Source organism: Kitasatospora sp. NPDC057936, from assembly GCF_042887525.1.
GTDB lineage: Bacteria > Actinomycetota > Actinomycetes > Streptomycetales > Streptomycetaceae > Kitasatospora.
Map to the genome: position 1 here is coordinate 67,318 of NZ_JBHVPD010000017.1, position 17,447 is coordinate 84,764.

18 protein-coding genes are annotated in these 17,447 nt (G+C 72.9%); 11 read left to right on the top strand and 7 right to left on the bottom strand.

The features are described from left to right. Window positions 1-4 precede the first annotated feature (4 nt). A complete protein-coding gene (locus tag ACFVU9_RS12080) occupies window positions 5-589 on the bottom strand; it encodes a helix-turn-helix domain-containing protein (RefSeq protein WP_387592609.1) in 585 nt (194 codons plus the stop codon). A 107-nt stretch (window positions 590-696) separates the two neighbouring features. Here ACFVU9_RS12080 and ACFVU9_RS12085 point away from each other — a divergent pair, with 107 nt between their 5' ends. Both ACFVU9_RS12085 and ACFVU9_RS12090 read left to right on the top strand, forming a co-directional pair. Next, window positions 697-2,103 carry an MFS transporter gene (locus tag ACFVU9_RS12085; RefSeq protein WP_387592612.1) on the top strand — a complete coding sequence of 469 codons (1,407 nt, stop codon included), beginning with the start codon at window positions 697-699 and terminating at the stop codon, window positions 2,101-2,103. Between the two features lie 21 nt (window positions 2,104-2,124). Next, a complete protein-coding gene (locus ACFVU9_RS12090; protein ID WP_387592615.1) occupies window positions 2,125-2,721 on the top strand; it encodes an HD domain-containing protein in 597 nt (198 codons plus the stop codon). 165 nt (window positions 2,722-2,886) lie between these two features. Here ACFVU9_RS12090 and ACFVU9_RS12095 read toward each other — a convergent pair whose 3' ends face one another. Further along, the gene (locus tag ACFVU9_RS12095; protein WP_387592618.1) at window positions 2,887-4,002 is read right to left on the bottom strand and encodes an ABC transporter substrate-binding protein; all 1,116 of its coding nucleotides are present in this window, start codon (window positions 4,000-4,002) and stop codon (window positions 2,887-2,889) included. Window positions 4,003-4,095: 93 nt separating this feature from the next. Here ACFVU9_RS12095 and ACFVU9_RS12100 point away from each other — a divergent pair, with 93 nt between their 5' ends. Continuing rightward, window positions 4,096-4,839, top strand: coding sequence for a DUF4241 domain-containing protein (locus ACFVU9_RS12100; RefSeq protein WP_387592621.1), 744 nt, complete (start codon window positions 4,096-4,098; stop codon window positions 4,837-4,839). Here ACFVU9_RS12100 and ACFVU9_RS12105 read toward each other — a convergent pair. Next, window positions 4,809-5,300 carry a flavodoxin family protein gene (locus ACFVU9_RS12105; protein ID WP_387592623.1) on the bottom strand — a complete coding sequence of 164 codons (492 nt, stop codon included), beginning with the start codon at window positions 5,298-5,300 and terminating at the stop codon, window positions 4,809-4,811. The two genes, ACFVU9_RS12100 and ACFVU9_RS12105, sit on opposite strands and share 31 nt — an antisense overlap. A gap of 147 nt (window positions 5,301-5,447) precedes the next feature. Next, a complete protein-coding gene (locus ACFVU9_RS12110) occupies window positions 5,448-6,245 on the bottom strand; it encodes a hypothetical protein (RefSeq protein WP_387592626.1) in 798 nt (265 codons plus the stop codon). 121 nt (window positions 6,246-6,366) lie between these two features. Here ACFVU9_RS12110 and ACFVU9_RS12115 point away from each other — a divergent pair, with 121 nt between their 5' ends. The 3 genes from ACFVU9_RS12115 to ACFVU9_RS12125 all read left to right on the top strand — a co-directional run bounded on the left by ACFVU9_RS12115 (window position 6,367) and on the right by ACFVU9_RS12125 (window position 8,919). Beyond that, window positions 6,367-6,816 (top strand): Lrp/AsnC family transcriptional regulator, encoded by a 450-nt coding sequence (locus tag ACFVU9_RS12115; protein ID WP_380435367.1) that lies wholly within the window; start codon window positions 6,367-6,369, stop codon window positions 6,814-6,816. Between the two features lie 129 nt (window positions 6,817-6,945). Continuing rightward, window positions 6,946-7,305 (top strand): hypothetical protein, encoded by a 360-nt coding sequence (locus tag ACFVU9_RS12120; RefSeq protein ID WP_387592629.1) that lies wholly within the window; start codon window positions 6,946-6,948, stop codon window positions 7,303-7,305. Window positions 7,306-7,404: 99 nt separating this feature from the next. Next, window positions 7,405-8,919 (top strand): carboxylesterase/lipase family protein, encoded by a 1,515-nt coding sequence (locus tag ACFVU9_RS12125; RefSeq protein ID WP_387592632.1) that lies wholly within the window; start codon window positions 7,405-7,407, stop codon window positions 8,917-8,919. Between the two features lie 43 nt (window positions 8,920-8,962). Here the strand turns inward: ACFVU9_RS12125 and ACFVU9_RS12130 are convergent, their stop codons facing one another. Together ACFVU9_RS12130 and ACFVU9_RS12135 are read right to left on the bottom strand one after the other, a co-directional pair. Further along, window positions 8,963-9,283 (bottom strand): hypothetical protein, encoded by a 321-nt coding sequence (locus tag ACFVU9_RS12130; protein WP_387592635.1) that lies wholly within the window; start codon window positions 9,281-9,283, stop codon window positions 8,963-8,965. 125 nt (window positions 9,284-9,408) lie between these two features. After that, window positions 9,409-10,104 (bottom strand): hypothetical protein, encoded by a 696-nt coding sequence (locus tag ACFVU9_RS12135; protein WP_387592638.1) that lies wholly within the window; start codon window positions 10,102-10,104, stop codon window positions 9,409-9,411. A 481-nt stretch (window positions 10,105-10,585) separates the two neighbouring features. On the opposite strand from ACFVU9_RS12135, the gene ACFVU9_RS12140 reads away from it, so the two are divergent. The 5 genes from ACFVU9_RS12140 (at window position 10,586) to ACFVU9_RS12160 (ending at window position 16,852) form a co-directional block, all read left to right on the top strand. Further along, window positions 10,586-11,869 (top strand): family 2 encapsulin nanocompartment cargo protein terpene cyclase, encoded by a 1,284-nt coding sequence (locus tag ACFVU9_RS12140; protein WP_387592641.1) that lies wholly within the window; start codon window positions 10,586-10,588, stop codon window positions 11,867-11,869. 121 nt (window positions 11,870-11,990) lie between these two features. Then, window positions 11,991-12,872, top strand: coding sequence for a geranyl diphosphate 2-C-methyltransferase (locus tag ACFVU9_RS12145; protein WP_387592643.1), 882 nt, complete (start codon window positions 11,991-11,993; stop codon window positions 12,870-12,872). 474 nt (window positions 12,873-13,346) lie between these two features. Further along, entirely contained in the window at window positions 13,347-15,248 is a 1,902-nt protein-coding gene (locus ACFVU9_RS12150; protein ID WP_380490596.1) for a putative Ig domain-containing protein, read from the top strand. Between the two features lie 178 nt (window positions 15,249-15,426). Beyond that, the gene (locus ACFVU9_RS12155) at window positions 15,427-15,882 is read left to right on the top strand and encodes a hypothetical protein (protein WP_380490598.1); all 456 of its coding nucleotides are present in this window, start codon (window positions 15,427-15,429) and stop codon (window positions 15,880-15,882) included. Between the two features lie 151 nt (window positions 15,883-16,033). Then, window positions 16,034-16,852: an MBL fold metallo-hydrolase gene (locus ACFVU9_RS12160; protein WP_387592646.1), complete on the top strand. Its 819-nt coding sequence runs from the start codon at window positions 16,034-16,036 to the stop codon at window positions 16,850-16,852. Here ACFVU9_RS12160 and ACFVU9_RS12165 read toward each other — a convergent pair whose 3' ends face one another. Further along, the gene (locus ACFVU9_RS12165; protein WP_387592713.1) at window positions 16,853-17,446 is read right to left on the bottom strand and encodes a DUF4291 domain-containing protein; all 594 of its coding nucleotides are present in this window, start codon (window positions 17,444-17,446) and stop codon (window positions 16,853-16,855) included. Window position 17,447 lies beyond the last annotated feature (1 nt).

The following is a 17,447-nucleotide window of genomic DNA, read 5'->3' on the forward strand; positions in this document are numbered from 1 at the left end:
CCCGTCAGGGAGACGTCGGTCGCCGAGGGCTCGTGCGGACGACGGCCTGGTCGCCGCGCGGTCCGAACAGGTGCAGGATCTCCACGGCGCCGGCCCCCGTCGGACCGAACCAATGCGGTTCCGCGGTGTCGAACTCGGCCACCTCGCCCGGCCGGAGCGTGTGTTCGCGGTCGCCGAGGACGAGGCGCAGCTCGCCCGCGAGGACGTACAGCCACTCGTAGCCCTCGTGGGTGACGAGCTTCGGCTCGCGGGGCGCGAGGACGTGCTTGAACACCTGGACCCGGCCCGGGTACTGGGTCAGCGGCACGAGGACGCTGCCGTCGTCCTTGCGCAGCGGTGTGAGGTGCACCCGGGGGTCGCCGGTGGCCGGTGCGGCCACGAGCTGGTCGAGCGGGACGCGGTGCGCGCGTGCGAGGGGGATGAGCAGGTCCAGGGTCGGGCGCCGCAGACCCGATTCGAGGCGGGACAGCGTGCTCACCGAGAGCCCGGTCGCGGCGGCGAGCGCCTCCAGCGTGAGGCCCCTGTCGCGGCGCAGCGTGCGCAGCCGCGGCCCGATGGCGTCGAGGATCTGCTCCAACTCTTCGTCCACGCCGTCCAGTCTCCACTCTTTTGCGGTCTTCGCAAAAAGGCTGGTCGGTGGCGGTCGGCCTGGCCGAGCCTGACCGGGTTGGTACTCCCGGACCCGAGAGGCGGACCATGACCGCGACGATCACCCACCCCGAGCCCGTCCTGGGCGCGCGCAACCGCTGGACGGTGCTGGCGGTCTGCTGCCTGAGCATGTTCCTGGTGGGCCTGGACACCACCGTCGTCAACGTGGGCCTGCCCGCCATCGGACGCGGCCTGGGGGTCGGCGTCCGCAGCCTGGAGTGGACGGTGGACGCCTACACGGTCGTCCTGGCCGGCCTGCTGATCTCCTCCGGCGCGCTGGCGGACCGCTTCGGACGCCGACGGGTGTTCCGGACCGGGCTGGCGGTGTTCGGCGCGGCCTCGCTGGCCTGCGCGGCGGCGCCTTCGGTGGGCTGGCTGGTGGCCGCCCGCGCCGTGCAGGGCGTCGGCGCCTCGATGCTCAGCCCGGTGGCGCTCGCGATCGTGGTGAACGCGATGCCGGACCCGCGCGAGCGGGCACGGGCGATCGGCGTCTGGGCGTCGGTCTTCGGGCTGAGCACGGCCGTGGGCCCGGTCACCGGCGGCGCGCTCCTGGCCGGGCTGGGCTGGCGGTCGCTGTTCTGGATCAATGCCCCGGTCGTGCTGATCGCCCTCGTGCTCAGCGCGGTGTTCGTGCCCGAGTCCCGGGGAGCGCGGGCGCGGCGGCTCGACCTCCCGGGGCAGGCGCTGCTGGCCGTCGTCATCGCGGCCGGCGTCGGCGTCCTGATCGAGGGCCCGCGCATCGGCTGGACCTCACCGGCCGCGCTGGCGGCCTACGCGCTGGCGGCCGGCGCGACGGCCGCCTTCGTGCGGGTCGAGTCCCGTCGAGCCGAACCGCTGATGGATCTGCGGCTCTTCCGCAGTCCGGTGTTCAGTGGTGCCGTGCTGGGCGCGGTGGCCGTCTTCGTCGCCCTGAACGTCACCCTGCTGCTCAACACCCTGTATCTGCAGCACGCCCGGGGCTTCTCGCCCCTGGCCGCCGGGGCCGCGACCCTGCCGATGGCGATCGGCGCGACGGTGTGCGCGCCCTGGTCCGGCCGACTGGTCGGCCGGCGCGGACCGTGGCTCCCGCTGGCCGTGGCCGGCGCCTTCATCCTGGCCGGCGGCCTCTGCCTGGTCGGGCTCGACCGGAACACGAGCGTGGCCCTGCTGCTGGGCGCCTACCTGCTCATCGGCGTCGGCTTCGGCTTCGCCAACGCGCCGATCACCAACACGGCGGTCGGCGGACTGCCGCCCGCGCGGGCCGGGGTGGCCGGCGCGATCACGTCCACCGCACGCCAGGTCGGCTCCGCGCTCGGCATCGCGCTCGCCGGCGCCCTCGTGGCGCACGCCGGCCCGGCGGAGCTCGCGCACGCCTCACGTCCGGGCTGGATCCTGGTGGCCGGCTGCGGACTCCTGCTGCTCCTCACGGCCAGGGCACCGCGCTCCGAGGAGCGTCGTAGGATCCTCGGAAGCTGAGCGCGAGGCGAGGGGGACGTGATGGGCACGGCGTTGCGGACGTTCGAGGCGGCGGGCGGATGGCCCGAGGTCCGGGAGCTGGCGGCCGGGCTCGCCGAACTGGACGAGGCGGTCGAGTTCGCGGTGCGGTGGCACGGCGCGCAGCGCCGCCCGGCCGGGGAGCCGTACCTGGAGCACCTGTTGGAGGCCGTGCGTGTCCTGGTCGAGGGCGCCGGAGTGACCGACGTGGACGTGCTGCGGGCGGCGGTCCTGCACGACGTCGTCGAGGACACCGGGTGCACGGCGGCCGAGGTGCGCGAGCGGTTCGGGCCGCGGGTCGCGGAACTGGTCGGGTGGGTGACGAAGGACGAGCCGGCCGGGGGTCGGTCGAAGGCGGAGGCCCGGGCGGCGTACCTGGACCGGCTGCGGCACGCGCCCGAGGACGCGCTGGTGGTGAAGCTCGCCGACCGCCTGAGCAACGTGCAGCGCCTGGACACCCACCCGCGCCCGGAGAAGCGCCGCGCGTACTACCGGGAGACGCTGACCACCATCGTCCCGCTGGCCCGGACGCACCCGTGGTTCCACGCGTGGTACGCCGCCTGGGCCCGCGAGTTCGCGTACCTGGACACCCCGGGGTAGCTCAGGCGGTCAGCGCCGCGAGTTCGGCGTCGGCGCGCCGGAGGACCAGGGCGAGGACGCGGCCCGCGGCCATCACCCCGTGGGCCGTGTCCGTGGGGCGATGGCCACTATGTCCATGGCTACTTTTCCCGGCCGGCTGGTAGCCACCGTGCGGGCGGCGCCCCTTCAGCCGGAGTGGAGGACCCGGAAGCGCCCGGCGTCCGCCGGGTCCCGGTCGACGACCTGGACCGGGGGCCAGGCCCACTGCCGGACGCCGACGCCCGGGGTGCGGGAGAAGCGGATCCGCCCGCGGGTGCCCTCGACGTCGACGCTCGGCCAGGCTTCGGTGACGCGCGTCGGATCTGTGCCGTGCGACCGCAGGACGTCGGCGAGGACGGTGATCGTGTCGTGGCCCTCGAACGCGACGAAGGACGGCTCCTGGCCGAGTTGTTCACGCAGGGCCGTCTCGACCCTTGCGCCGATCGGGCCGAGACGCTCCGGCAGGTAGCGCGGGAACGGGACGGCCGCGCCGTCGTCGCCCAGCAGCGCCGCCCACTCGGCGAACTCCGGCTGCCCCGCCGGAGCACCGATGAGGACCTCGGCGAGGCGCTGGTCGCACCGCACGGCCTTGACCACCGACACGGCCGGCTCCGGGGCGCCGGTCAGCAGGAGGAGCGCCGTCGCGCCGTCGTGGGCGAGTCGGTCGCACACGACGTCGGGGGACAGCTCGCCCATGTCGAGCTCGATGACGGTGCCGCCGCGCGGAGCGAGGTACTCCCGCAGGATGCGGGTCCCGGACGCCCAGTACACACTCGGCTGGATCGCCACGGCGATCCGGCGGTGGCCCGCGCCGAGGAGGAAGTCCGCGTAGACCCGCCAACTGTGGGACTGCGCCGGGCAGATCCGGGCGACCCGTTCCGTCGGCTCCTCGGTGAGCGCGTCGAGGACGGCCGACGAGCAGAGGAACGGCAGCCCGAGGGCGTCGGCCCTGGTGGCGGCGGCGCGGGCGACGACGCTGTGGTACTCCCCGGCCAGCGCCACCACACCCAGACCCGCCAGCTCGTCCACCGCCGCCTCCGCTCGCTGCGGATCGGCGGCGGTGTCCCGGACCAGCAGTTCGAGCGGCCGGCCGTCGATCCCGCCGGCGTCATTGACTTCGCGAACGGCCAGTTCCAGCCCGGCGATCAGGTGCCGGCCCGCCTCGACCCAGCCGGGCCTCGTCAGCGGGGCGAGGGCGCCGATGCGGATGGACGACGACCCGTCAGTGTGCAGAGGCGTGGGTGACGATGGCGGCGTAGTCATGCGTCGGAGTCTCCCCGTGGCGCCGTGGCCGCGCAAGCGATCTTCCCGCCCGGCCGGTGGGGAGTGTCGGTGCGATCGAATAGCGTGCACGGCATGGATCTTGCAGCAGACGCCCGGGTGGCGGCCGGGCCCGAGGAGAGCTGGTACCTGGACACGGCCTTCACACCAGGGGTCACGCTCGGCGCGCGTTACGACGACCCGTCGACGCCCGTCCGCGTCGTCGAGGTACGGGAGGTGACCACGATCCGCATACCCAGCGGCCGCCTCGTCGTCGACGCGCCGTGGCCGGACGAGGACGAGTCCGACCTGCGCGCCCGGCCAGGCCGGGAGCTCGCGGAGCGGATCCCGCCCGGCACCCACCGGGTGGAAGCGGCCTGGACGGAGGCGCCGTACGACTTCATGGGCGAGCGCCACGACGGTCGGCAGGTCGCCGCCGTCCGCCTCCTGGTCGCCGAAGCGCCCGTGGCCCGTTGGGAGATGGCGCTCGGAGTCGGCGACGACATCGAGCGGATCCGCCCCGGGGGCCGGCGGACCGGCTTCCGGACCGAGACGAACACGGGCAGCTTCGGCGACGCCGTGGCCTGGCCGGCGCTGACGGCTCCGTTCCTGGAGTTCTGGCGGGACGCCCGGCCCGGCGTCCGGCAGCCCCGGCGGACGGAGAACCTCTTCGGCGGTGCCTTCGAGCTCGTGAAGGACGAGGAACGCGGGGCCGACCTCGTGACCTTCAGTGCCGAAGGAGACGACGTGGTGTGGCTGGGGCGTGCGGAGTCCGGTGCCGTCGTCTCGGTCGCGGTGGCCTCCGGGTATCACCTGTTCTCCCGGAAACCCCCGTTCTGAGCGGACCGGGCGCGCAGGCCTTCGGCGAAGGCGTGCGCGGCGGCGAGGTCGCCCGCGTCGGGGCGGGCCTTGCTGATGCCGCCGACGAGCTTGAAGGGGAGCCAGGTGTCGAAGCCGCGGCACGAGAAGGTGTCGGACACCGCGAATCCCTTCCGTGCGAGCCGCCGCACGAGGGGCCGGGTGAAGGGCCCGAACCCCGGCTCGGGAAGCCCACTGGTGGCGAACACGAACGCCTGCGACCGCCCGCCCCCGGGCAGCGCCTCGACGAGCCGGCGCAGCCGCGGGTGGTACCGCCCCGAGAAGATCCCCGACCCGAAGCCCACGAGGTCGTAGGCGGAGAGGTCGGCCGCCGCCACGTCCTCGGGCGCGACGACCGGGGCCGCCAGAACCTGCCCCATGACGTCGGCGACCCGCTGGGTGTTCCCGTGGGACACGGACGTGCACACGATGATGGCCCTCATTGGTGATTCCCCTTCCACTACCGAAGTTCCGTCCGGCTGCGGCCGCCGCCTCGCGCAACGGCCACACCCAACGGGTAGACCGGGTAGCGCCGAGGGACGTGACATCGCGGGGGAGGAACCCAGAACCGTCGGTCGAAGAGGCCTGGATCAGGTGAGCAGGCCGGGAAGTTCCCGGGAGCGCCGGGCGGCCCTGGCGATGCCGAGTCGCAGGAGCGAGTCGGCTGCCGCCAAGGCGACGAGGGCGAGGACGAAGGCGGTCACCGGGTCGAGCCGAGTGGGGGCCGTGCAGAGGACCAGCAGGAAGACGAGCGTGCCCGCGGCGGAGGTGAGGGCGCCGCGCATCATCTCGACGGCGGCGGCTGCGCCGGCTGTGCGGTGCACCGATGTCCCCATCACCGACAGCAGCACCGGCACCGACGACAGGACCCCGCCCACGAACGGGCCCAGCGCCGCCCCGGCGGCGAGGGCGCCCGCCACCGTCACGCCGGACAGCAGCATCCGGACCGGGATCTCCCACGCCCGCGCCGGGCTCGTCCGCCTTTCGTCGGGGTCGGCCTCCGGCCAGGTCAGGAGCCCGGTGACGATCACCGCCGACGTCAGGCCGGCCGTGAGCCAGACGGTCCCGCACAACGTCCCGACCAGCCCGGCCGCTGCCGTGCACAGCAGCGCGCGTGCGAGCGTCCAGGCCGGGCGGCGGGCCGGGGCGAAGCGCGCGTAGGCGAGGCAGAAGCACGCCACCACCAGCGTCCCCGTGACGGTGCCGTGCGCGGCGTCCGCCACCTTGGCGGGGCCGGCGGCGAGCCAGGTCAGGGCCAGGAACGGGCCGGTGCTCGTCGGCGCGCCGAGCAGTTGCCCGCCGCGGCGCGGGCCCAACCGCCGCGCGACGATCGAGGCGAGCAGGACGAGGGACGGGGCGAGAGCGGCCCGGAGCAGCAGCGTTTCCATGACTGCGATCCTTGCGCCGATTGGTCCGATTTTGTGTCGGACATCGAGGCGGAGGGGCATATCCTGGCGCGGGAAACTCGGCAGGATCGCCATCTTGCCGAGAGTTTGTAGCATGGCCACCATGGACCGCATCGACCGCCAGCTCCTCGCCCTCCTCCTCCAGGACGGCCGCGCGACCTACCAGGAGCTCGGCCGCCAGGTCCGGCTCTCGGCGAACACCGTCGCCGACCGCGTCCGGCGGCTCCAGGCGGAGGGGGTCATCCGGGGCTACCGCGCCGAGCTGAACCTGGAGGCGTTCGGGCGCGGCATGCAGATGATCAGCGACATCCGCCTCGGCGAGGGCGTCGACCGCCGGGGCTTCGAGGAGCAACTCGCCGGCGTGCCACAGGTGATCGGCGCGATGCGCCTCACCGGGGACTACGACTTCCAGCTGCGCATGGCGGTGACGGACGCCCGCGAGTTCGAGGCCGTCATCGACCGGCTCAAGGCCGACCTGGGCGTGCGGGAGCTCCGCAGCCGGCTCGTCCTGCACGAGGTCCCGCTGGGTCAGGACCGCGCCCTGGAGACCTGACCGGCTCCCCGAAATTCGGCGGCCCGCGCGCGTCCACGCGGCTATCGTCCCCACCGATGACAGTGCTGACCACAACCCACCCGCCGTAGGTACCTCCGGAGAGTCCGGAGGGCCTTACGGAGGCTCTCGATGTCCCGCACAGCCCGCACCACTCCCCGATACCTCCGCGTCCGCGAGGGCCCGTCGGAGTCCGTGTCCCTGCGCGACCTGCGCTACCCGAACGCCGAACTGGCCGCCGCTGCCCGCGAAGGCCGCAGGCCCTCTCCGACGACGACGCGTCGCCGGATCACCACCTGGGAGTACCTCGCGCTCGACTACCGGATGGGCTCGTTCCCGACCTGGATCGCCACAGCCGAGGCCCGCGCCCGCCGTCAGGGCCGATCGGACGCCCAGCGGATCCGCGGACTCCACCGCGCGGGCCACGACGTCGACGGCGCGGACATCCCGCCCGTCCGCCACCGCCGCGGTGTGCGCTGGCTCCTCCTGTAGGCGGCGAATGCAGGCGGCGAACGCGAAATTGACTGGCGGGCGGCCCGCGAGGGCGAGATGCTCCGGGGGAGTGCCGAGCCGTCCACCGGAGGAGTCGCCATGACCGCAGGTGCGCCCGTCGTCGATGCGCCGGCCGGGGTGGTGCGGGGTGCCCGGGAGGGCGGGGTGGCGGTCTTCCGCGGCATTCCGTTCGCCGAGCCGCCCGTCGGTGTCCGCCGCTTCGGTGCGCCGGCACGCGTCGGGCGGTGGAGCGGAGTGCGGGACGCGACGGCGTTCGGCCCGCCTCCGCCGCAGGGCGGTGCGCTGGGCATGGGCGTGCTGTCGCGGGACAAGTCCGGCGACGACTGGCTGACGGTGAACGTCTGGACGCCCGAGCCCGGTCCGGGTGCCGGGCTGCCGGTGATGGTGTGGATCCAGGGCGGCGGCTACACGGTCGGCACGGCCGCGCTCCCCGAGTACGACGGCGGACGCCTCGCGCGCGAGGGCGGGGTCGTCGTGGTGACGCTCAACTACCGGGTGGGGCTGGAAGGGTTCGGGCACTTCGAAGGGGCGCCCGACAACCGGGGGCTGCTCGACCAGATCGCCGCGCTGGCGTGGGTGCAGGACAACATCCGGGCCTTCGGCGGAGATCCGGATCGCGTGACGGTCTTCGGCCAGTCCGCCGGGGGCGGTTCGGCGGCGGCCCTGCTCGCGATGCCGCGCGCGGCCGGGCTCTTCCGGCGGGCCGTCGCCCAGAGCGCACAGGGCACGTTCTTCACGCCCGAGCTCGCCGCCGACATCGCGACCGTCTGCGCGGCCGAGCTGGGGCTGCGGCCCACGGCGGCCGACCTCGCGGAGGTGGCGCCCGCCGAACTGGCCGCCGCCGGTGACGCGGTCGGTTCGGCGATGGCCCGACGGGCGGACCGCTGGGGCCCGATCGCACACCGGTCGGTCCCGTACTCGCCGGTCGTCGACGGCGACTCCCTGCCCACGACCCCCTGGCAGGCCCTGGCCGCCGGTGCCCGCACGGACGTCGAACTCCTCGTCGGCCACACGCGCAACGAGCAGCGGCTGCTCAGCGCGCTCGACGGCCTCCTCGGCCAGGTGACGCCCGAACAGGCCGCCGCTGCGCTGGAGACCTTCGGCCCGGGCCCGGACGCCGCCCGGCGCTACCGGGACGGATTCCCGGCGGCCGGCCCGGACGAACTGCACGAACTGGTGCTGTCCGACTGGCTGTTCCGCATGCCGAGCCTCCACCTCGCCGAAGCCCGGACCGCCGCCGGCGGCTCGGCCCACGTCTACGAGCTGACCTGGCCCGCCCCGGGCATGGGCGGCATCCTCGGGGCGTGCCACGGCCTGGATGTGCCACTGGTCTTCGGCAACCTCGACCGCGGCCAGCCGGCCCTCCTGCTCGGCGAGACCGCGTCCCCGGAGGCGGAGGCCGTGTCGGCCGGACTGCGTGCCGCGTGGACGTCCTTCGCCACGCACGGAGACCCGGGCTGGCCGCCCTACGACGCCGAGCAGCGCCTCGCCCGGCAGTTCGACACGACCCCGGCCGTCGTCCCGTACCCGGAGGAGACGTCCCGCCGGATCTGGCAGGACCACACCTTCGCCGCCCTCCCGCTCCTCGGCTAGCCTCCCCGCCGGGGAGCGCGCCCTTCGCTGGAGCACTGCGCGCTCAACCGGCCGACCGGGCGCGGGCGCGCAGCATGGAGTCGATGTCGGCGAGCCGTCCCGCGCCCGGGCTCCAGCGGTTCTTGATGCCGCGGCGGATGCCGTCGACCACGGGCAGGCCGCGTTCGTCGCCGCGCAGGGCCACGTCGACGCCGTCCTCGACGAGCCACCGGACCACCTCGTGCCGTCCGGCGTGCGCGGCAGCGGCCAGCAGGTCCACGGCGTCGTCGCCGGCCATCTCGTCCAGCGGGACGTCGCTCAGGAGGTCGAACGCCGCGTCGTCGTCGCCGCGCTCGATGGCGGCCAGCAGCGGGGGAAGGTGCATCAGGCGAGTGTGCCGGTAGTGGCGACGGCGAGGCGAACGGATTCGGGCGGCGGAACGGAGGGGGAGTGGCCCTGACCGCGGAGCGGTGGTCGGAGGGCTCCCGGACCACCGCTCCGCGCGGTCCGTCAGGGGGCGGGGTAGGGCGCGAAGGCGGTGTTGGACTTGCAGCCGAGGTTCTCGAAGGTGCTGATCTTCGTGTTCGGGTCGGTGTACGTCAGGTGGTACTTGCAGGCGCTCTTGAGGTAGCGGCCGTCGACCCCGCCGGGGAAGTCGATCTCCCGGTTCCAGAGGTAGGGGGACTGGTAGTCGTCGACGCGGGCGGTGGCGTTGACGTCGATGCCGCCCGGGGCGTAGATCTCGTAGACCCAGCCGGTCTTGGCGGTTCCGTAGGTGGCGAACTTCTGGGCCACCCACAGCTCGCAACTGGTGCTGAGGTGCGCGCTGCTCTGGCCGCCGCCCTTGACGATGTACTCGGCGAGCGGGGTGACCTGCTCGCCGCGCGGGGTGAAGCCGGTGCGGAAGATGTCGTCCACGTTCTCGCGGGTGTCGCCGCGCCAGAGCGTGTTGACGTCGTTGCGCCACTGCCAGCGCTCGTTGGTCGCAGCGGTCGCGACCGGCTGGGCGATCTGCGGCTCGGTCGTCGTCTGCCACCAGTCCGAGGCGCGGTAGTCGCGGACGGGCCCGCAGGGGAGTGTCAAGTCGTCGGCGGCCGCACGCGGGGCGCGTACGGCCGGCGCGGCGGCGGCCGGGGCAACCGCGACGGTGGAGACGGCGGAGGCGAGGGACAGGGCGGCGAGCACCCGCAGAGCGGCTTGCAGCATGGTGAGGGCCCATCAGTTGATCAACGTGACCGGCCCTTTATAGAGGCGCGGGCCCGGGTGCGCCTGGAGCGATACGCCGAACACCACCCGCACGAGGGGATATTTCGTACCGGGAGGACCGCGGCGTGGGGGTCGCTCGGCGTGGGGGCGGAGTGAGCGCGGGGCGCGCGGACCCGATAGCCCGGGAGAGGGGGTTTTCAAACGTCGTAGACACGAACGTTCACCTATTCGGGTGTAGAAGATCGTCCGAAGCGTTGTTGAACCTGCCCGTCCGCCTACGGTTGGGGGCGAGCGAGAGGGCGGGCTCCGGATGGATCCGTCCGGAGTGGCCTGTTCCCTCTCTCCCCGGGCGAAATGACGGCCCGTCACGTCCTTCGCAACCCTTCTCAGCGGGAGGCCCCTCCATGCCCCTGGGCACCACACCGGAGTCACCGCCGGCGCAGCGGCGCCGGACCGGAGCCACCCTCGCGGTGGTGCGACCATGAGCGCCGCGGCCACGACCGAATCCGCCATCGACCGGATCCTGCGCGGCCCGACCGGCCTCGGGACGGCGAGCCTCTATCCGACCCGCCCGGCCGTCGAGGCCCCGATCGTCGAGCCCCCGGTCGCCGAACTCCCGGCCGTCGAGGCGCCGTCCGCCCCCGCTCCGGCCGCCGCGATCCCGTCCGCCCCGGTCCCCGGCGTGCCGGTCCTGGACGTCCCGCTGCTCGACCCCGCGGGCGCGCCGTCCCCGAGCACGCTCGCCCAGGCCGCCGAGGCCCCGGCCGGGGGCGGCAAGCCGAAGGTGGGCGATCCGATCCCGGGCCTGTACCACCACCCGATCGTCGAGCCCGATCCCGTCCGGGTCGAGGAGCTGAGCCTCAGGATCAAGGCCTGGGCGATCGACGAGATCGAGCTCTACCCGGCGGAGTGGGAGGACCAGTTCGACGGCTTCTCCACCGGCCGCTACATGGTCGCCTGCCACCCGGACGCGCCCAGCGTGGACCACCTGATGCTCGCGGCCCGGCTGATGGTCGCCGAGAACGCCGTGGACGACATCTACTGCGAGGACCACGGCGGTTCGCCCGTCGGCCTCGGCGGCCGCCTGCTGTTGGCGCACACCGCGCTCGACGCGCTGCACACCACGGCCGAGTACCACGGGCCGTGGGAGCAGTCGCTGTCCTCGGACGCGCCGCGCCGGGCGTACAAGTCGGCGATGGACTACTTCGTCGCCGCCGCCACGCCCTCGCAGTCGGACCGCTTCCGGCACGACATGGCGCGCCTGCACCTCGGGTACCTGGCCGAGGCGTCGTGGGCCGAGACGGACCACGTGCCGGAGGTGTGGGAGTACCTGGCGATGCGCCAGTTCAACAACTTCCGTCCCTGCCCGACGCTCACCGACTCGGTCGGCGCCTACGAGCTGCCGTCCGACCTGCACGCGCTCCCCGCGATGCAGCGCGTGATCGCCCTCGCCGGCAACGCCACCACGATCGTCAACGACCTGTACTCGTACACCAAGGAGCTCGCCAGCCCCGGCCGGCACCTGAACCTGCCGGTGGTGCTCGCCGAGCGCGAGGAGCTGTCCGAGCGCGAGGGCTACCTCAAGGCCGTCGAGGTCCACAACGAGCTCATGCACGCCTTCGAGGCGGAGGCGGCCGCGCTCGCGGCGAGCTGCCCCGTCCCGACCCTGCTGCGGTTCCTGCGCGGCGTGGCGGCGTGGCTCGACGGCAACCATTACTGGCACCAGACGAACACCTTCCGGTACACGCTGCCGGACTTCTGGTGACGCCCGACGTTCCCCCGTACCCGGTCCCGGCTTCCGTCCCCGTCCCCGGTGACCGTCCAAGACCACTTTCCGAACACATCTGATCACCTCTTTTCACCTGTCATGCAAGGAGCTTCGACGCATGTCCCTCACCGACGACCTCGCCACCCAGACCGGCGCCGCGATCCCCGGCCCGGCGACTCCCTACCAGGGCGACATCGCGCGCTACTGGGACCATGAGGCCCGGCCCGTGAATCTTCGCCTGGGTGACGTCGACGGTCTCTACCACCACCACTACGGCATCGGCGCGATCGACGAGGCCGCCATCGGCGACCCCGAGGACAGCGAGCGCGAGAAGAAGGTCATCACCGAGCTCCACCGCCTGGAGTCCGCCCAGACCGACGTGCTGCTCGACAACCTCGGCGCGATCACCGCGGACCACACGCTCGTCGACGCCGGCTGCGGGCGCGGCGGCTCCATGGTGATGGCCCACCAGCGCTTCGGCTGCAAGGTCCAGGGCCTGACGCTCTCCGCCCAGCAGGCCGAGTTCGGCAACAACCGCGCCCGTGAGCTGGGCATCGGCGACTCCGTCCGCTCGCACGTCCACAACATGCTGGACATGCCGTTCGAGACCGGGTCGGTCGCGGGCTCGTGGAACAACGAGTCGAGCATGTACGTCGACCTGCACGACCTGTTCGCCGAGCACTCCCGCATCCTGTCGGTCGGCGGCCGGTACGTCACCATCACCGGCTGCTGGAACCCGCGTTACGGCCAGCCGTCCAAGTACGTCTCGCAGATCAACGCGCACTTCGAGTGCAACATCCACTCCCGCCGCGAGTACCTGCGCGCCATGGCGGACAACCGTCTCGTGCCCCAGGCCGTCATCGACCTGACCCCGGACACCCTGCCGTACTGGGAGCTGCGCGCCACCACCTCGCTCGTCACGGGCATCGAGGAGGCGTTCATCAACTCCTACAAGGACGGCTCGTTCCAGTACGTCCTGATCGCCGCCGACCGGGTCTGACCACCCGCCACCGACGCCGCCGACGGCCGCCCCGCACCCGCGGGGCGGCCGTCGCCGTTTGTGCGGAGGGGGGGCTTGACGGTGTCTCCGAGGTGGTCCAAACCTGTTGGCGGAAAAGTGGGTTGGGTGCCCTCCATCGCTGAATCCGGAACAGTATTCCGAGCCGCATTCAGTGAATGGCTACACGCGTAAACTTCGGGTCCGGCCGGCTCGGCCGCGCCGTGACATGGCACTTCACCTGCGCGAACACCGCTCTTAATCGTTCCTTACCCTTGCCCGTTGACCCGCGTTCATCAGCTCTGCTTTCCTTCATGCCCAGCAGACGGCGGAACCGACGCGCAGTCAAATTCCGAGGGTGTAGCGAACCCGATGAATTGGCATGGGCGAATTCGCCGTCGGTCCCTTCCCCACAAGGGATCGCCCGCGGCCCTCGGCCGTGCCGGGCGATCGGAACGAGAGAGGCACCCTCACCCCATGGGTCACTCCCGCACAATTCGTCGCGCCAAGTACGCGGCCCTCACCGGCATAGCGTCCCTGGCGCTCGCCGCCGCCGGTCTGGCCGGCGCGGCCGGCACCGCCACCGCGCAGGACATCTCCGGGGCGAAGGCCGACACCGGCAACGAGTTCAACCCCTGGAGCCCGCAGAACGGTGGCCACGAGTACCGCCACGGCGCGGTGCCGGGCATGAAGCAGCACGAGAACTACAAGAAGTTCGTCGCCGCGCAGCAGCAGGCGGCCGCCACCGGCCAGCAGACCCTGTCCTACGGCGGCGGCGTCGACGGCATCGGCGTCCAGAGCGGCCACTCGAAGGTCTACCTGGTCTTCTACGGGAACCAGTGGGGCACCCAGAGCACCGACTCCAACGGCAACGCGGCCTTCTCCGGCGACTCGGCCGGCGCCGCCGGTGCCACCCAGCAGATGTTCAAGGGCATCGGCACCAACGGCGAGACCTGGTCGGCCGACCTGACCCAGTGGTGCGACGGCCCCAACGTCGCCACCGGCGCCACCAGCTGCCCGTCGAACGCCAACTTCGTGCCGTACCAGAGCGGCGGCGTCCTGTCCGGCGTCTGGTACGACAACGCGGGCGCCTCGCCGCAGCAGTCGACCGGCAACCAGCTGGCCCAGGAGGCCGTCAAGGCCGCCGGGCACTTCGGCAACACGACGGGCGCGGCCAACCGCGACGCGTACTACATCATCCTGTCGCCGCACGGCACCAACCCGGACGACTACCAGAACCCGACCACCGGGTACTGCGCCTGGCACGACTGGAACGGCGACACGACGCTGAACGGCGGCGCGGCCTCCTCGCCCTACGGCGACATCGCGTTCTCCAACCAGCCGTACAACATCGACGCGGGCACCAACTGCGGCGTCGGCTTCGTCAACTCGCCCGGCACGCTGGACGGCTGGACGATGACGCTCGGCCACGAGTGGCACGAGATGATGTCCGACCAGAACCCGGCCGGCGGCTGGACCAACCACGTCACCGGCAGCAGCTACAACGGCCAGGAGAACTCCGACGAGTGCGCCTGGCTCAAGCCCGGCACCACCGGCGGCGCCGCGAACGTCTCGTTCGGCTCCTTCGGCTCCTTCGCCGAGCAGGCCAGCTGGTCCAACGACACCAACTCCTGCGCGATCTCGCACGCCATCCTGACCCACGGCAACACGGTCACCGTCACCAACCCGGGCGGCCAGACCGGCACCGTCGGCACCGCGGGCAGCCTGCAGATCAGCGCCAGTGACTCGGCCTCCGGCCAGACCCTGACCTACGCGGCCACCGGCCTGCCGGCCGGCCTGTCGATCAACTCCTCGACCGGCCTGATCTCCGGCACCCCGACCGCCGCCGGCACCTCCAGCGTGACGGTCACCGCGACCGACACCACCGGCGCCGCGGGCAGCACCTCCTTCAGCTGGACCGAGAACGGCACCGGTGGCGGCGGCAGCGCCATCACCAACGGCGGCTTCGAGGCCGGCAACACCTCCGGCTGGACCGCGGCGGGCTCCACCTCCGCCCCGGCCGCCGCCGCCCACTCGGGCAGCTACGGCGCGATGGTCGGCTCGACCAACCCGACCGGTGACTCCAGCCTCGCCCAGACGTTCACCGCCCCGGCCGGCTCCAGCAAGGTCTCCTTCTGGTACAGCAACACCTGCCCGGACACCGTGACCTACGACTGGGCCACCGCCACCCTGAAGGACAACACCACCGGCACCACCACCACGGTCCTCGCCAAGACCTGCTCCGCCACCGCGGCGTGGGCCAACAAGACGGCGACCGTGACCCCGGGCCACAGCTACACCCTCACCCTGTCGAACCACGACGACAACTACGCGGGTGACCCGACCTACACCTACTACGACGACGTGACCGTCTCCTGACGCCCGTCTGATCCTCAGCTCGACCGACCGCACCGGGGTGGGCCACACGGCCCGCCCCGGTGCGGCGCTTTTTCCTGCGGCTTTACCGCTTCTTTCCTGCTCAGGAGGGATCCGATCGCGCCCCGGCCGCGTCCAACCGGCACCACAGCAGCCCCCACCAGCACGAGGGAACCCCACCGTGAACCTGAGACGACCCGCCACCCTGGCCCTGGCCGCCGCCCTCCTCGCCCTGACCGGCTGCGCCTCCACCGGGGCCTCCACCGGAGCGTCCACCGGGGCGGGCGCACCGGCCTCTCCGACCCCGAGTCCCGCGGCGGTCACGGTGGACGAACACGCCGACCGCACCACGGTCAAGGTCCCGGTCGGTTCGACCGTCACCGTCCAGCTCCACAGCACGTACTGGTCCGCCCCCGCCAGCTCGGCCGCCGACATCGCCGCGCCGAGCGGCACCCCGACGACCGCCCCGTCCCCGTCCTGCCGCCCCGGCGCCGGCTGCGGCACCGTGACGACGGCGTTCACCGCCCACGCGGCCGGCACCGTCCACCTCACCGCCACCCGCACGGTCTGCGGCGAGGCCCTCGCGTGCGGGCCGGACCAGCGCACCTACGACGTCACGGTGGAGGTCACGGGCTGAGCGATGCGGTTCCGGTCCGGGCGGCCCGGTTCCGGTTCCGGTTCCGGTCCCGGGCCGGACCGCCTCGGCCTTGGACAGCGCCGCCCGGGTGGCCGAGGATGGAGATCTTCCACCCGAGATGCGTGATGCACCCCAACCCGACGGAGATTCCATGCGTTTGACGTCGAGCGGCCGCCACCATGCCGCGTTCGAGTTCGGCGACCTGCGGGTGGTCTCGCTGCGGGACGGGTACATCGACATGTCGCCGACGCTGCTCCGCGACGAGCACGGCTGCGCGTTCGACGTGCTGCCGGGCGCCGTCCCGCTGGTCGGCGGCAATCTGCGGCTGTCGGTCAACGCCTTCTTCATCACCGACGGAACGCGGTCGGTCCTCGTCGACACCGGCGCGTCCGACGCCTGGCACGACCCCACCATGGGGCTGCTCCACGACGCGCTCGACGAAGCGGGGATCGACCGCGCGCAGATCACCGACGTGGCCATCACCCATCGGCACGTGGACCACGTGAGCGGCCTGATCGCGCCGGACGGTTCGGAGGCGTTCGCCAAGCTCGAACGCGTGTGGATCGGCGCGGGCGACGCCCCGGTGTTCACGGGACGGCTGGAGCCGCTCCGCGACCGGGTCGTCCCCGTGTCGGAGAAGGCCGTGATCAACGACTGGACGACCGCGGTCCCGGCGCCGGGTCACACGCCCGGTCACACCGTCTACGACATCAGGAGCGGCACCGGCCGCCTCCTCGTCTGGGGCGACACCGTGCACGTGCCCACGCTGCAGTTCGACCGGCCGAACGTGGCCTGGGAGTACGACGGCGACCAGCCCCGGGCCCGCGCCGCGCGGGCGGCTCTCCTGGAGCAACTCGCCCAGCCACGGCGGTTCGTGGCCGGCGCCCACCTCGACTCACCCGGAATCGCCCGGGTGGCCCCGGCCGGCGACGGCTACGCGCTGGAGTACCTCGCGCCGCGGATCGGCTGATCAGCCGCGCAGGTGGGCGAGGAGGCCGTCGTCCACCGGGTACGGGCGCTCCTCGGGGAGCAGTGCGTGGGCGGCCGTCAGGTCGCCGGCGCGGACGAGGGCGTGGGCCTCGTGGGCGAGGGCCGTCACGTCGGTGATGCCCACGATCCACTCGTCCGCGTACCGGTGCGCGGCCTCGCCGGAGAGTCCGAGCTGCAAGGCCCGGTGGGGGAGCGCCCGGAGGTGGAGGTCCCGCTCCGGATCCCACTGGACGCGGGCGGGCGCGGTCTTCAACGTGCGCTGCCAGGTGGCCCGGTCGGGGTGCAGGCCCGGGGCGTAGGTCGAGAGGCACGCGTTGCGCAGGGCCCACTCGAAGCCCTCGCGCGTGATCTCGACGGCGAGGACGGTCTCCTGGCCCGCCTTGGTGCCCCATCCGCAGCGGTACATCATCCACAGGAACGACGGCTTGATCCACGTCATCCGGTCCCGCTTCCACGCTGCGGGGAAGCGGCCGTCACGGGCGGCGGGCGGGCCGATCTCCGGCGGGTACGCCTGGTGGACGGTGATCGTCTCCAGCGTGTGGCGGGCGCGGATCTGGTGCAGTGGTACTTCCATC

Excerpts from the sequence above, each read along its gene's own strand:
- ACFVU9_RS12115 (WP_380435367.1), top strand. The coding sequence starts at position 6,367 with ATGGACCGCATCGACCGCCAGCTCCTCGCCCTCCTCCTCCAGGACGGC.
- ACFVU9_RS12095 (WP_387592618.1), bottom strand. The coding sequence starts at position 4,002 with ATGACTACGCCGCCATCGTCACCCACGCCTCTGCACACTGACGGGTCG.
- ACFVU9_RS12130 (WP_387592635.1), bottom strand. The coding sequence starts at position 9,283 with ATGCACCTTCCCCCGCTGCTGGCCGCCATCGAGCGCGGCGACGACGAC.
- ACFVU9_RS12085 (WP_387592612.1), top strand. The coding sequence starts at position 697 with ATGACCGCGACGATCACCCACCCCGAGCCCGTCCTGGGCGCGCGCAAC.
- ACFVU9_RS12125 (WP_387592632.1), top strand. The coding sequence starts at position 7,405 with ATGACCGCAGGTGCGCCCGTCGTCGATGCGCCGGCCGGGGTGGTGCGG.
- ACFVU9_RS12105 (WP_387592623.1), bottom strand. The coding sequence starts at position 5,300 with ATGAGGGCCATCATCGTGTGCACGTCCGTGTCCCACGGGAACACCCAG.
- ACFVU9_RS12150 (WP_380490596.1), top strand. The coding sequence starts at position 13,347 with ATGGGTCACTCCCGCACAATTCGTCGCGCCAAGTACGCGGCCCTCACC.
- ACFVU9_RS12140 (WP_387592641.1), top strand. The coding sequence starts at position 10,586 with ATGAGCGCCGCGGCCACGACCGAATCCGCCATCGACCGGATCCTGCGC.
- ACFVU9_RS12160 (WP_387592646.1), top strand. The coding sequence starts at position 16,034 with ATGCGTTTGACGTCGAGCGGCCGCCACCATGCCGCGTTCGAGTTCGGC.
- ACFVU9_RS12110 (WP_387592626.1), bottom strand. The coding sequence starts at position 6,245 with ATGGAAACGCTGCTGCTCCGGGCCGCTCTCGCCCCGTCCCTCGTCCTG.
- ACFVU9_RS12120 (WP_387592629.1), top strand. The coding sequence starts at position 6,946 with ATGTCCCGCACAGCCCGCACCACTCCCCGATACCTCCGCGTCCGCGAG.
- ACFVU9_RS12100 (WP_387592621.1), top strand. The coding sequence starts at position 4,096 with ATGGATCTTGCAGCAGACGCCCGGGTGGCGGCCGGGCCCGAGGAGAGC.
- ACFVU9_RS12145 (WP_387592643.1), top strand. The coding sequence starts at position 11,991 with ATGTCCCTCACCGACGACCTCGCCACCCAGACCGGCGCCGCGATCCCC.
- ACFVU9_RS12090 (WP_387592615.1), top strand. The coding sequence starts at position 2,125 with ATGGGCACGGCGTTGCGGACGTTCGAGGCGGCGGGCGGATGGCCCGAG.
- ACFVU9_RS12135 (WP_387592638.1), bottom strand. The coding sequence starts at position 10,104 with ATGCTGCAAGCCGCTCTGCGGGTGCTCGCCGCCCTGTCCCTCGCCTCC.
- ACFVU9_RS12165 (WP_387592713.1), bottom strand. The coding sequence starts at position 17,446 with ATGGAAGTACCACTGCACCAGATCCGCGCCCGCCACACGCTGGAGACG.